General features: G+C 43.6%; 13 protein-coding genes. 10 read left to right on the plus strand and 3 right to left on the minus strand.

Annotated features, from left to right (window positions below; translation table 11 throughout):
• Positions 1-14: 14 nt before the first annotated feature.
• From H8S64_RS10435 to H8S64_RS10475, 9 genes are all read left to right on the plus strand, one after another.
• Positions 15-533 (plus strand): LptE family protein, encoded by a 519-nt coding sequence (locus H8S64_RS10435; RefSeq protein ID WP_099291577.1) that lies wholly within the window; start codon positions 15-17, stop codon positions 531-533.
• A gap of 3 nt (positions 534-536) precedes the next feature.
• Entirely contained in the window at positions 537-1247 is a 711-nt protein-coding gene (locus H8S64_RS10440) for a DUF8458 domain-containing protein (protein WP_186976011.1), read from the plus strand.
• A 1-nt stretch (position 1248) separates the two neighbouring features.
• The gene (gene secG, locus H8S64_RS10445) at positions 1249-1605 is read left to right on the plus strand and encodes a preprotein translocase subunit SecG (RefSeq protein ID WP_099291575.1); all 357 of its coding nucleotides are present in this window, start codon (positions 1249-1251) and stop codon (positions 1603-1605) included.
• Between the two features lie 160 nt (positions 1606-1765).
• Entirely contained in the window at positions 1766-2035 is a 270-nt protein-coding gene (locus tag H8S64_RS10450) for a co-chaperone GroES (RefSeq protein ID WP_099291574.1), read from the plus strand.
• Positions 2036-2123: 88 nt separating this feature from the next.
• Positions 2124-3758 (plus strand): chaperonin GroEL, encoded by a 1635-nt coding sequence (gene groL, locus H8S64_RS10455; RefSeq protein WP_186976012.1) that lies wholly within the window; start codon positions 2124-2126, stop codon positions 3756-3758.
• Positions 3759-3860: 102 nt separating this feature from the next.
• Positions 3861-5555, plus strand: a complete 1695-nt coding sequence (locus tag H8S64_RS10460) for a Na/Pi cotransporter family protein (RefSeq protein WP_186976013.1) — start codon at positions 3861-3863, stop codon at positions 5553-5555.
• Positions 5556-5634: 79 nt separating this feature from the next.
• Positions 5635-7191 (plus strand): glycine--tRNA ligase, encoded by a 1557-nt coding sequence (locus H8S64_RS10465; protein ID WP_186976014.1) that lies wholly within the window; start codon positions 5635-5637, stop codon positions 7189-7191.
• Positions 7192-7339: 148 nt separating this feature from the next.
• On the plus strand, positions 7340-8578 hold the full coding sequence (locus H8S64_RS10470) for a DcaP family trimeric outer membrane transporter (RefSeq protein WP_186976015.1): 1239 nt from the start codon (positions 7340-7342) through the stop codon (positions 8576-8578).
• A gap of 127 nt (positions 8579-8705) precedes the next feature.
• The gene (locus tag H8S64_RS10475; RefSeq protein ID WP_186976016.1) at positions 8706-9635 is read left to right on the plus strand and encodes a bifunctional riboflavin kinase/FAD synthetase; all 930 of its coding nucleotides are present in this window, start codon (positions 8706-8708) and stop codon (positions 9633-9635) included.
• A 72-nt stretch (positions 9636-9707) separates the two neighbouring features.
• Here H8S64_RS10475 and H8S64_RS10480 read toward each other — a convergent pair whose 3' ends face one another.
• Positions 9708-9980, minus strand: a complete 273-nt coding sequence (locus tag H8S64_RS10480; RefSeq protein ID WP_186976017.1) for a zinc ribbon domain-containing protein — start codon at positions 9978-9980, stop codon at positions 9708-9710.
• Positions 9981-10129: 149 nt separating this feature from the next.
• Between H8S64_RS10480 and H8S64_RS10485 the strand changes: the two genes are divergently transcribed.
• Complete coding sequence (locus tag H8S64_RS10485) at positions 10130-11179, plus strand: linear amide C-N hydrolase (protein WP_099291568.1); 1050 nt, start codon at positions 10130-10132, stop codon at positions 11177-11179.
• A 104-nt stretch (positions 11180-11283) separates the two neighbouring features.
• Here the strand turns inward: H8S64_RS10485 and H8S64_RS10490 are convergent, their stop codons facing one another.
• Both H8S64_RS10490 and H8S64_RS10495 read right to left on the minus strand, forming a co-directional pair.
• Positions 11284-12003, minus strand: coding sequence for an MBL fold metallo-hydrolase (locus tag H8S64_RS10490; RefSeq protein ID WP_255469506.1), 720 nt, complete (start codon positions 12001-12003; stop codon positions 11284-11286).
• An 88-nt stretch (positions 12004-12091) separates the two neighbouring features.
• Positions 12092-13054 carry a helix-turn-helix domain-containing protein gene (locus H8S64_RS10495; protein ID WP_186976018.1) on the minus strand — a complete coding sequence of 321 codons (963 nt, stop codon included), beginning with the start codon at positions 13052-13054 and terminating at the stop codon, positions 12092-12094.
• Positions 13055-13501: the final 447 nt, after the last annotated feature.

Consider the following 13501-nt stretch of genomic DNA (forward strand, 5'->3'; position numbering starts at 1 on the left):
TTATTAAGAATCAGATGATTAAAAGAATTTTACCTATATTATTATTAGCCGTGACGTTCAGCGGGTGCAAGTTGTCAAGCGTGAAATACGCTTTCTCGGGAGTATCTCTGACCAACGGGGAGAAGACTTTCTCGGTGGATTATTTTTCGAATAAAACACCTTTTGCACCGAACTTGGGTTCTGATTTCACGGAGGCATTGAAAAAATACTTGAGGGACCGCACCAGTCTGACGGAAGTGACAGACAACAACGGGGATATCCGGTTCGAGGGACAAATCACGGGCTTCACACAACGCCCGGTGGATATCCAACGGGATGAAGTGGCAGCACAGAACCGCCTCACGATCACCATCCGGGTGAAATACACGAACACGAAAGACGAAACAGGCAAATCCGATTTCGACAGTAGTTTCTCGCATTACGAGGATTACGGGATAGACGTGAATTACGACGCGGCGGAACCGGAATTAATAAAGAATATCACGGACAAGATTATCGAAGACGTGTTTAATAAAGCACTTGTAAACTGGTAGAATTTGAACACGGAAGAATTAATAGATATTATACGTTCCGGACGTAACGAAGGAGAGCTTATCGGGGAGGTTGAATCACTGATAGAGCAATACCCTTATTTCTCCACGGCACGTGTCGTGTACTTGAAAATGTTACATGACACGGGACATCCGGCATACCCGGAGAAATTACGTCAAAACACCATTTTCATCCCGGATCACAAACAATTCTACCGTTACCTGAATAACCTGTTATCCCTTGAGAGTACTTCGCACGAGCAAGTTTACCAGCAGGAACCCGTCGCCATTGAACTTCTCGAAGATCGGGAAGAAGAGAAAAAAACTCGTTTACCGATGCCGTATTACCAGCTGGAAAATGAATTTCCAGAAGAAAAAATGTTATCACTTGACGAACTCGCGAACGAGTGGTTGACCAAAAAGAAGCAAAAAGAGGAGCGACGGGACACGTTGATCGAGAAATTTATTGAAACGGAACCCTCTATCGCCAAATTCACGGGCGAAAGCGCGTCTTCCCCCGAGATCACGGCAACTGACACGGATTCGACAACAGAATTTTTCTCGGAAACATTGGCTAAAATATACATCCGTCAGCAATTATATGACAAGGCTATCGCAACTTATTCGAAATTAAGTTTGAAATATCCGGAAAAAAGTGTTTACTTCGCGAGTCAGATTGAAAAAATAAAAGAGAACTTAAATAATAATACGAATTAATATGTACTTAGTTGTTTCTATTTTGATCTTTATTGTTTGCGCTTTATTAATATTGATCGTATTGGTGCAAAACTCAAAAGGCGGTGGTTTATCTTCAACCTTTGCTTCTTCAAATCAAATCATGGGTGTAAGAAAAACAACCGATTTCCTTGAAAAAGCAACATGGACACTAGCCGGCGCTATGCTCGTTTTATGTATCGTGGCTGCCATGGTGATCCCGAGAGGTCAACAAGGTGGGAAACAATCGGCGATTCAAGAACAATTGAACCAATCGGCACCGACTCAAAGTGTTCCTGATTTCGGCGCACCGGTTAGCACGACTCCAGTGGATGACAACAGCGGAGATACCCAAGAATAACTAGAAGATTCTATATTTTATATTATAAACAAAAAAAATGTCAGTATGTCAGTCATACTGACATTTTTTTGTTTGGCACGGAATGTGTACCGTCAATGACGTATTTGATTTTAAAAATAGAGATAATTTCAATTAATAATAAACTTTTAAATTAAGAATTATGGCACTTAAGACAGTTCTTAACAAAATTATTGTAGAGCCGGTAGAGGCTGAAACTAAAACTGCTTCAGGAATCATCATCCCTGATTCCGCAAAAGAAAAACCACAGAAAGGCGTCGTAGTTGCAACCGGAAACGGAAAGCATGACGAACCGATGGAAATCAAGGTAGGCGATACCGTTTTATTCGGTAAATATTCAGGCACGGAAGCCACGATTGACGACAAGAAGTACTTGATCATGAATCAATCCGACATTCTAGTGGTTCTATAACAATTGAAAATGGAGAATTGAAAATTGAAAATGAATTACACACTATCGATTTTCAATTTAAAATCTAAAATCTAAAATTAAAAAGGTTATGGCAAAAGAGATAAAATTTAATGTTGAAGCCCGCGATTTATTGAAGAAGGGTGTTGACGAGTTGGCAAACGCTGTAAAAGTGACACTCGGTCCCAAAGGACGTAACGTGGTTATCGAGAAAAAATTCGGTGCGCCGCATATCACGAAAGACGGTGTTTCCGTGGCAAAAGAAATCGAATTATCTGACCCGTACGCCAACATCGGCGCTCAAATGGTGAAAGAAGTGGCTTCCAAAACAGGTGACGATGCCGGTGACGGTACCACTACCGCTACTATTTTGGCTCAATCCATCATCAACGTGGGATTGAAGAACGTTACCGCCGGGGCTAACCCGATGGATTTGAAGAGAGGTATCGACAAAGCCGTTGCCGAAGTGGTGAAGAATTTGGAAAGCCAAAAAGAAGAAGTAGGGGAAAACTACGATAAGATTCGTCAAGTGGCACGTATCTCTGCCAACGGGGATGACAATATCGGTGCTTTGATTGCCGAGGCTATGGAAAGAGTAACGAAAGAAGGTGTTATCACGGTAGAAGAAGCCAAAGGAACTGAAACAGAAGTGAAAGTGGTTGAAGGTATGCAATTCGACCGCGGATATATCTCCCCGTATTTCGTGACCGACACGGAAAAGATGAACGCTGAATTCGAGAAACCGTACATCTTGCTTTATGATAAGAAAGTTTCCACGATGAAAGAATTGTTACCTGTTCTTGAGCCTATCGCTCAAGCCGGACGTGCATTGATTATCATCGCTGAAGACGTGGAAAGCGAAGCGCTGGCTACTTTGGTTGTAAACCGCTTGAGAGGTTCGTTGAAGATAGCGGCAGTGAAAGCCCCGGGATTCGGTGACCGCAGAAAAGAGATGCTGGAAGACATTGCCATCTTGACAGGCGGTGTTGTGATCTCCGAGGAGAAAGGTTTGAAGTTGGAAACTGCCACTTTGGACATGCTGGGATGTGCCGACAAAGTAACCATCGATAAAGAAAACACCACTATCGTGAACGGTTGCGGTTCCAAAGAAGCTATCGCAGAACGTGTAAACCAAATCAAGAAATTGATCGAACATTCTACTTCTGATTACGATAAAGAAAAACTGCAAGAGAGATTGGCTAAATTAGCCGGAGGAGTTGCCGTTCTTTACGTGGGTGCCGCTTCCGAAATCGAAATGAAAGAGAAGAAAGACCGCATCGACGATGCTTTGAGCGCAACGCGTGCCGCTATCGAGGAAGGTATCATCCCCGGAGGTGGAGTCGCATACATCCGCGCTATCCCCGCTCTTGAAAAGTTGAAAGGCGAAAATGAAGACGAAGCTACCGGTATCGAGATCGTGAAACGCGCTATCGAGGAACCGCTTCGCCAAATTGCCGCTAACGCCGGAGTAGAGGGAGCCGTGGTTGTGAACAAAGTAAGAGAAGGTAAGAAAGATTTCGGTTACAACGCGCGTACCGATGTTTACGAGCACTTGATGAAGACCGGGGTAATCGACCCGAAGAAAGTGGCTCGCGTAGCTTTGGAAAATGCCGCTTCTATCGCCGGAATGTTCCTGACGACCGAATGTGTATTAGTCGAGGAAAAACAGGAAAATCCCGCACCCGCTATGCCGCCGATGGGTGGAGGGATGCCGGGTATGATGTAATACCGACAATTAAAATAAAAAAAAGCTCCCGTATGGGGGCTTTTTTTATTTAGATTGTTATACCTTTACGTCGCAAATTCTATTTATTACAAATAACTGTTTATGAATTACACGATTCTCGATTTCTTGCAATTGATCGGATCATTGGGTGTGTTCCTCTTTGGAATGAAGATGATGAGTGAGGCCTTGCAAAAGGTAGCGGGTAACAAAATGAGAACCATCCTCGCCGCAATGACATCCAATCGCGTGAAAGGTGTTATCACCGGTCTTCTAATTACCACAATCATTCAAAGTTCGTCAGCGACCACGGTAATGGTCGTCAGTTTCGTGAACGCCGGGTTACTTGACCTTGTCGGTTCCATCGGGGTTATCATGGGAGCTAACGTGGGAACCACGTTCACGGCATGGTTGATTTCCATCCTCGGCTTCAAAGTCAGCATGGTAAGCCTGTCGCTTCCCCTGATTGGTCTGAGTTTACCGCTTCTGTTCTCGGCAAAGCGGATGCGAAAGAGCTGGGGTGAATTAATCATCGGTTTCGGTCTTTTGTTTATCGGGTTGAACTTCTTGCAGGAGAATATGCCGAACATACACGAGAATCCCGAAATTCTGGATTTCCTGCATAATTACACGGACATGGGATACGGTTCCTACATCTTGTTTATGCTGATAGGAACAGCCTTAACGATACTGATACAATCTTCTTCCGCCACGATGGCATTGACGCTGGTCATGTGTGCCAACGGATGGATCGGGTTTGATATCGCCGCATCCATGGTGTTGGGTGAAAACATAGGAACCACTATCACGGCAAATCTTGCCGCCATGGTTGCCAACACAACAGCGAAAAGAGCCGCGTTCGCGCATTTCCTGTTTAACGTGTTCGGGGTATTATGGGTACTGGCCATATTCCCGATATTTCTTGGTTGGGTGGCAAAACTCAGTATAAGTCTGGGTATCGGTAACCCGTTCACGGACGTGGGTTCCGTGCCGGTTGCCTTATCATTATTCCATACTTGTTTTAATGTCGCTAACGTGTTCTTACTGATTTGGTTCACGAAAGTGATTGCCCGGCTGGTTACCCGGATGATTAAATCAAAAGAATCGGCAGACGATGCATTCACGCTGAAACACATTAAAATCGGATTGCTTTCTACCCCGGACGCTTCTCTATTCCAAGCGAAACAAGAGATTTCACATTATGCCAAGAACACGTTGGACATGTATCGCCAAGTGGTGGAAATCATGCACACGCCGACAAAAGAGTTCGAGAAGAAATTCAACCGCATCGACAAACTGGAAGACGAGAGCGACGTGGTGGAAGTGGAAATCGCCGATTACCTGACCAAGGTTTCCGAGTCGAAGCTCTCCACGGAGAACTCCCAACGGGTACGTGCCATGTTCAAGATCGTATCGGAAATTGAAAGTATCGCGGATTCCTCGTTGAACGTGGCAAAGGCTGTCGGTCGCCGAAATGAACAGAATATAGAATTTCCCGACTTTCTTGACGAGAAATTACGCCACATGATGGCTATCGTGGACGAAGCTCTCGTTGTCATGTGCGCCAACCTTGCCATTGAATACAAGGAGGTAAAAGCAAAAAAAGCTTACGAGGTGGAGCAAACGATCAATGATTACCGTACTATCCTGCAACAGGAACACTTGACGGCTATCGAGGAGAAGAAATATAATTACGCAACAGGTATCGTTTACAGTGACATATTCTTCGAATGTGAAAAAATCGGAGATTACGCTATTAACGTGACCGAAGCGATAAAAGAAATTGGAGTAGACAATTAATCTACGATTTCAGATTACAGATTTACGATTACAAACGCAAACTGAATCTAAAATTTAAAATCATAAATCTAAAATTAAAATGGCACAAGAGGATGTTTTTAAGAAGCTGGTAGCACACTGTAAAGAATACGGGTACGTGTTCCAGTCATCAGAGATATATGACGGGTTGGCTGCCGTGTACGATTACGGTCAGTACGGGGTGGAATTGAAGAATAATATCAAGAAATACTGGTGGGACTCCATGGTACTCCTGCACGAGAATGTCGTGGGACTGGATTCCGCTATTTTTATGCACCCGAGCATCTGGAAGGCTTCCGGACACGTGGATGCATTTAACGATCCGTTGATTGACAATAAAGATTCCAAGAAGAGATATCGTGCCGACGTGTTGATCGAAGACCATATCGCCAAATACGAGGATAAGGTCGAGAAAGACGTGGCAAAGGCCAAGAAAAGATTCGGGGAGAAATTCGACGAAACGTTATATCGCCAAACAAATCCCCAAGTGCTGGAGAATATCCGAAAAAAAGAGGAACTCACGGCAAGAATGGCAAAGGCGTTGAACGATAACGACCTGACGGAAGTGCGTCAGATTATCATCGACAACAAGATTGTATGCCCTATATCCGGTACCTGCAACTGGACGGAAGTACGCCAGTTCAACTTGATGTTCTCGACCGAGATGGGTTCCACGGCAGAAGGTGCCAGCAAGATTTACCTGCGCCCGGAAACCGCGCAGGGTATTTTCGTGAACTTCCTGAATGTTCAGAAAACAGGACGGATGAAGATTCCTTTCGGTATCGCTCAAATCGGTAAAGCGTTCCGCAACGAAATCGTGGCTCGCCAATTTATTTTCCGTATGCGCGAGTTCGAGCAAATGGAGATGCAATTCTTTGTACGTCCCGGTTCGGAATTGGAGTGGTTCAAGAAATGGAAAGAAACCCGCATGAGCTGGCATCAGGCTCTCGGCTTCGGGGCTGAAAACTATCGTTTCCACGATCACGAGAAATTGGCTCACTACGCGAATGCCGCCACGGACATCGAATATAAATTCCCGTTCGGGTTCAAGGAAGTAGAAGGTATCCATTCCCGCACGGACTTTGACCTGAAACGACATCAAGAATTCTCCGGCAAAAAGATACAATATTTTGATCCGGAGTTGAACGAGTCATACGTGCCGTACGTGGTAGAAACATCTATCGGGGTAGACCGTATGTTCCTGCAAATTCTTTCCGCCGCATACAAGGAGGAGGAGATCGTAAAAGAAGACGGCTCAAAGGATGCGCGTGTCGTGTTGAAATTGCCGCCCGCCTTGGCACCGGTCAAACTTGCCGTTATGCCATTAGTGAAAAAAGACGGACTACCGGAGAAAGCGGAAGAAATCATGAAATTATTACGTCTTGATTTCAGATGCCAATACGATGAAAAGGATTCTATCGGTAAGCGTTACCGTCGGCAGGATGCTATCGGAACCCCGTTCTGTATCACGGTTGACCATCAAACACTGGAAGACAATGCCGTGACCATACGTTATCGTGATACGATGGAACAGGAACGCGTGGCTATCGACCAATTATATGACATTTTGAAGAAGAAGACCGACTTGCGGGAAATCCTGAAAGAGGTCAAAATATAATTCGATGAGGGCGTGTCAAAACACGCCCTCTAGTCCATAAAGTCTTAAAGTCCATAAGGTCGTAAGGTCAAATCACTGAATTACCTGAACTTTTACTATCCTCCCCCGTATATAGTGTTACTAAATTAACCAACTAATTTGTAGCACTATGAAAAAATTGACATTGCTATTGTTGATTGCTATCTCTTGTGGAATCTACACGGGAGCACGAGCGCAAGTCAACGTGACTTCCGTGTCGGCAAAAAATGATGCGGATAACTTTTACAAAATGATGAAAGAAGCTTTTCCGCTATCCTTTAACGATCCCGCTTCCCCGAGATTTGTGTTTTTCAACAAGGATAAAAACTTCGTATTCGGCGTGGGAGGGTTTGTACAGGTGCAGGGGATTTACGATTTTAACGGAGTTCCCAATGACAATTACTTCGAAACGAACTCTATCGCCCTGAAAGGTCATCAATCCGGCGGACGTTACGGAATCGACGTGGGACAGTCCCGGTTATTTTTCAAACTGGTAGGCGATACTGAAGTCGGCAGACTGGTTACTTACATGGAAATGGAGTTCGAAGGCTCACAAAACGCTCCTATCCTAAGACAGGCTTTCATTAAATTCAGAGGCTTCACTATTGGTAAGACATGGAGTACTTTCTGTGACATTTCCGCGGGTCCTGCCACAATCGACGAGGAAGGCCCGACCAGTGAAGTTGCCTTACGTCAACCGCAAATCCGGTACACGCGGGATTTCAACGAGCATTGGCAAGCCTCTTTAGCCCTTGAATACGTGGAACCGTCTTACACGGAAGGAGAATTCACGGATTACATTCATCAAAGGATTCCCGACATCCCGCTTAACGTGAGATACAGTTTCAAAAACGGCAGTCACTTGCAAGCCGGAGCGGTATTAAGAAACATGTATTACAAGGATGAAATCAAGGACAAAGACCAAATCGTAACGGGCTGGGGCGCCTCTTTAAGTGGAATCTGGCAGTTCTCGGAAAGCACGTCTTTCTGTTTCCAAGGTGTTTGCGGTAAAGGTATTTCCAATTATATACAGGATATATCCGGTATAGGTCTTGACCTCGTACCCAGTGCCACCGCCGAGGGAAAATTGAAAGCATCCTGCGCGTGGGGAGCCTATGGAGGTTTCTCTCACAAATGGAATGAAGAGCTTTCTTCCAACATCATGTACAGTTACGCCCGTGTAGAGGAACGGTTCGGCATGCCGACCACCTCATACAAATACGCTCAATACGCCGCCGCCAATCTATTCTGGGATTTCAGCGAATACGGTTCATGCGGTATTGAATATGTCTTCGGACGCCGTAACGACTTCAACAAAGACTACGGTAACGCAAGTCGTATCAACACGATGATACAGTATCGCTTCTAAAGTAGCGGGTTCATAAAGTTCATAAGGTTTATAAAGTTCATAAAGTTTATAAACCTTATGAATTTTATAGACTCCATTATTCGGTTATTTATATTACTTTCGCGTCAAATTGTTCAACCCATTTGAAATGAAAGTTCACCACGGAGTCGAAGGTATTAATATCAAGAACCCGGTTGTCACTATCGGTAGTTTTGACGGAGTGCATTTAGGACACGCCCGCGTGATTCAACACTTGAAAGAGAAAGCTGACCGTATCGGCGGAGAGTCCGTTATTATCAGTTTTGAACCTCACCCACGGGAAGTGTTGTATCCTCTGGAAAAGAAACCGGGTATACTGACAACTCTCGAGGAGAAAATTGCCATACTGGAACAATACGGGGTAGACCATTTGATTATCTTGAAATTCACACTCGAATTTTCCCAACAACCTTATCAAGATTTCGTGAAAAATATTCTGGTGGACAAGATTCATATCAAAGGCCTTGTCGTGGGATACGACCACCGGTTCGGGAAGAATCGGGCGGGGAATTTCGAAAGCCTGCAGGAATTATCCTTGAAATACGGTTTCTTTCTGGAACGGGAAGTTGTATTCGAGGAGAATGACGTGAATGTCAGTTCCACGAAAATACGAAACGCTTTGGCAGTTGGCGATATCAACACGGTAAACCGTTTTCTCGGTTACCCCTACTCCATTACCGGGAAAGTCGTGGACGGACGCAAATTAGGGCGGGAAATAGGTTTCCCAACAGCAAACGTGCAAATCCCGGAAGAAAGAAAATTACTCCCCGCGATAGGCGTTTATGCCGTAGAAGTTTTCATCGGGGAACAGGTTTTCCATGGGATGTTAAATATCGGGATACGCCCGACGGTGAGTAAAGAAGGCATCGTTTCCCACGAGGTTCATATTTTCGACTTCAACCAAAATATCTACAACCGGACTATCACGATAAAACTGATTACCCGCCTTCGGGGAGAACGAAAATTCGAAGATATAAAGGAGCTTCGGGAACAATTGGAAAAAGACAAGACCGAGGCTATCAGGTTGTTTCAGAAATAAAAATCCTTTTGATTCCTTGACTGGCGGTTCAATGATTCGGGAAAATCATTGAACCGTCAATTAAAGCAGCATTCAGTTTTTCCATCGTTTCAGCGTGGGGAAAAATTTCCTCATCTCGGCTCTGGCCTCTTCTCTCGTGAACGGACGCTCCACATCTTTATTGAATTCATCTAAAAATTCAAGATTATGGTCTATCATCTCATTCATGGTATAATTGCCCGTGAAAGCCCCGTCTTGATAACAATATGTACAATACTCGGTATTCATACTACCGTCATCATTAGTACCGAATTGCTCCTCTGCCATCATGGGCATACCGCAACTCTGACAAATTTTATTCTTCATAATATTTGATGTTTAGATTCTAATATGACAAATATATCGAATTTCTACCAAATAAAGATTCACTCTATCAGCGAATAATATTTGATTTTCATATAATTTTAAGAAACTTGTCAAACGTAATTTCCGTTTAACACATAAAACATTAAAGTATGAAGAGGAAAACATTATTTATCGCAACATTATTACTGGCAGGAACGCTGGTATCGTATACCGATGCATGTACCCGAGTGGTATATATCGGACAAAACGGCATGGTCGTAACAGGCAGGACTATGGACTGGAAAGAAGATTTAAAGTCAAATATTTACGTGTTTCCCAGAGGGATTGAGAGAGCAGGAGCCGACAAAGGGAACACGATGCATTGGAAATCAAAATACGGTAGTGTCATCACCGCCGGATATGATATCGGTACTTCCGACGGGATGAACGAGAAAGGATTGGTTGCCAACCTCCTGTATCTGGCTGAATCCGATTACTACCGTCCGAATGATACTCGTCCGGTAATGGGAATCAGTATATGGACACAATACGTGTTGGACAATTTCGCCACGGTAGACGAGGCGGTAAACGAATTGCGCAAGGAAACTTTCCGCATCGACGCACCGGATATGCCGAACGGAGCCAAATCAACATTACATCTTGCTATCTCGGATGCCTCGGGTAACAGTGCCATTTTTGAATACATCAAAGGCAAACTGGTCATACACGAGGGGAAAGAATACCAAGTGATGACAAACTCTCCTTCCTATGAACAGCAAATCACGTTGAACAATTACTGGAAGCAAATCGGCGGTCTGGTGATGCTACCGGGCACGAACCGTGCAGCCGACCGTTTTGTCAGGGCTTCCTTTTACATCAATGCCATCCCGCAAACAGACAAACAACAGGAAGCCGTGGCTGGAGTATTCAGTGTTATCCGGAATGTATCGGTTCCTCTCGGGATTTCAACTCCCGATCAACCGAATATTTCCTCCACGCGTTGGAGAACTGTTTCAGACCAAAAGAATAAGGTTTACTTCTTTGAATCTACAATAACCCCGAATGTATTCTGGCTTGACTTGAAAGGTCTGGATTTCACGGAAGGAGCACCGGTAAAGAAACTGAACTTGGCAAACGGGGAAGTTTACGCCGGAAATGCCGATAAACACATGGTTACAAGTCCCTCGTTCAAATTTCTATTCGAAGCGATTTATAATTAAAAAGAGGCTGTGCTAAAAGTGAAGTTGAAGTGAACCCTAAAAGTTTTTTGTCTAACTTTTAGGGTTCACTTCAAAATGGCTTTTGACACAGCCTCTTATTAACCTTATTGTAATTGCCGGATGCGAACATCAATCTTAGTGTCCTTCAAGTTTTTTTGTAATTCTTCCACGTAAGTATTGCCGTAGTGGTAAGGATAGAGCACTTTCGGGTTTACCATTCGGGCAGCTTTGTCCGCCTGCGCGACGGTCATCGTGTAAGGCTGATTTACCGGTAAAAAGGCAATTTCTATATCTTTCAATCTCTTCAATTCGGGAATATCTTCCGTATCTCCCGCAACATAAATTCTCGTGCCGCCTAAGGTTAGGACATAACCGTTATCCCGGTCTTTCGGGTGATACATTTCTCTTCCGGGTGTCGTGTTATAAGCAGGTACAGCCTCCACTTTCAACCAAGGAGTCACTTGTATCTGATCTCCATTTTTCATGACATCTCCTTTACCCAACTTCTCTCGGGCAGAAGCGTTAATCACGATTCTGGTATCTTTCTTCTCCACGTCCGCTATGGCTTTCGGGTCCAAATGGTCAGCATGTTCATGGGTAATCAATATCACGTCCGCCTTGGGCAAAGTGCTGTAATCCGCATAGTCGGAAACCGGATCTACATAGATGATCTTCCCGTCAAACTCAAACATCAGACTACCATGTTTTATAAAAGTAATCTTCAAAGACTTCCCGTCTTTCGTCACGAACGAATCGGATTCGAATTTCTGCGCTATACTTGTCATACCTGCAATCAATAAAAGAATCGTGAATAATGTTTTCATATTGTTCAAGTTAGTTGATAAAACACTAACCCGTTTGCCTGATTTACGACAACGGGACATTCAAAGTTATATATTATTTCTCAACGAATCACAACGTGGCCACCAATTCTCTTTGACTTTTAAAGAAATGTATCCGCTGTAAATCGCCGCTCTCGGATATCAATGTCGAGAATCTTTTCAAGGAAAGAATCCAGCTTTTCACGCTCTCGAAGGTCTTATCGTCCAAAGACGCTATCCCGTTCAACGTGAATGCCTTTATCAGACTAAGGTTATATTTCTGCGTGTGAACATAGGAGTACGTCGTGTCGAAATTAATATTGGATATATAAAAATGTATCCTGTTCCCGTTATCGAATCTCCCTTTTGCCGCCAAGCGTTCCAAACAATTCAAAAAATGGAACAATTCTTCTTTCAATTCCTGCACGTCGGCATTGGATATCAGGTTCACGCTGGCAAAATATTTGATATCATTGATCAGGTAAAGGAATATCATGTTATCGAATATATAACTCGTGTCTTTTACCCGACGAGCCTCCACGACCAAATCCTTCTGTATACGGACTAACCGTTCCTCCGGTACGATTTCATGTAATGTCTTCACGGAATCCAACCCGTCCCTTTGGGCTTTCCACTTGAACAGGTAGAACCTTGAAAGAAATTTGTAATCCTGATAAAGGGGTTGCGGCAGTATGTTCGTGGAGGATGCACTCTCGGAATAGGTTTTCTCGTCAAGAGTCCGGAATACATCCACGTAATTCTCCATCATCAGGAAATCCGTTTCCAACGGGTTAAAAAACTCTGTCAACTTCAACTGGAAAGGCCTGCTTTTCGGGGACACGGATTCCAAAAGACTATCCACCGAAATATTCATTTCTTTCGAGATCAGCGCCGTTTCCAATAACGTGAAAGGAACGTCCCCCCGTAACCGACGATATATCGCCTCCTTCCCAATACATAATATATTTCCCAGAACACTCGCCAAATTTTCCTCGTGAGGCACTTTCGTTCGTATGGCATTCAATAAGTTATCATGCAAAACTTCTTGTTTCATTTTTCCTTTCCGTATTTTTAAATATTCTTTTGCCGATAACATACGCCTCCTTCGGATGACTCGACCAAGATACGATATTTTCAAAATAAACCAAACAAGATTTTATAATATCATTTCCGTTTTTTCCTATAAAATCAAATTATCGAAAATAATCCCGATTTCCGGTAAATATCGTTCCAAATGACGTCCATTTCAAAAAATGAGGATTCCAACATTAGATCAAGGCTTTATTTTCAAAAATAAAAACACACGCCTGATTTTCCTTTATATTTAGAACTGACAGAGGTGAAAATCCTCATTGATTCCTACTGTAATTAGAAAATCACTCTATACATTTGTCATATAACAATTAGGTCACAAAACGTAAGGAGATTTACATAAATGATAAATAAGCATCACATCACCAATGGCCACATCCAATTCCACATCCAGAAATAATCCGTAGAA

Origin of the sequence: Butyricimonas hominis (assembly GCF_014287455.1) — a bacterium.
Taxonomy (GTDB): domain Bacteria; phylum Bacteroidota; class Bacteroidia; order Bacteroidales; family Marinifilaceae; genus Butyricimonas; species Butyricimonas muris.

Bases quoted from the DNA above. Each gene is read 5' to 3' on its own strand.
- H8S64_RS10435 (WP_099291577.1), top strand. From the start codon at position 15: ATGATTAAAAGAATTTTACCTATATTATTATTAGCCGTGACGTTCAGC.
- secG (WP_099291575.1), top strand. From the start codon at position 1,249: ATGTACTTAGTTGTTTCTATTTTGATCTTTATTGTTTGCGCTTTATTA.
- H8S64_RS10450 (WP_099291574.1), top strand. From the start codon at position 1,766: ATGGCACTTAAGACAGTTCTTAACAAAATTATTGTAGAGCCGGTAGAG.
- groL (WP_186976012.1), top strand. From the start codon at position 2,124: ATGGCAAAAGAGATAAAATTTAATGTTGAAGCCCGCGATTTATTGAAG.
- H8S64_RS10460 (WP_186976013.1), top strand. From the start codon at position 3,861: ATGAATTACACGATTCTCGATTTCTTGCAATTGATCGGATCATTGGGT.
- H8S64_RS10465 (WP_186976014.1), top strand. From the start codon at position 5,635: ATGGCACAAGAGGATGTTTTTAAGAAGCTGGTAGCACACTGTAAAGAA.
- H8S64_RS10470 (WP_186976015.1), top strand. From the start codon at position 7,340: ATGAAAAAATTGACATTGCTATTGTTGATTGCTATCTCTTGTGGAATC.
- H8S64_RS10475 (WP_186976016.1), top strand. From the start codon at position 8,706: ATGAAAGTTCACCACGGAGTCGAAGGTATTAATATCAAGAACCCGGTT.
- H8S64_RS10480 (WP_186976017.1), bottom strand. From the start codon at position 9,980: ATGAAGAATAAAATTTGTCAGAGTTGCGGTATGCCCATGATGGCAGAG.
- H8S64_RS10485 (WP_099291568.1), top strand. From the start codon at position 10,130: ATGAAGAGGAAAACATTATTTATCGCAACATTATTACTGGCAGGAACG.
- H8S64_RS10490 (WP_255469506.1), bottom strand. From the start codon at position 12,003: ATGAAAACATTATTCACGATTCTTTTATTGATTGCAGGTATGACAAGT.
- H8S64_RS10495 (WP_186976018.1), bottom strand. From the start codon at position 13,054: ATGAAACAAGAAGTTTTGCATGATAACTTATTGAATGCCATACGAACG.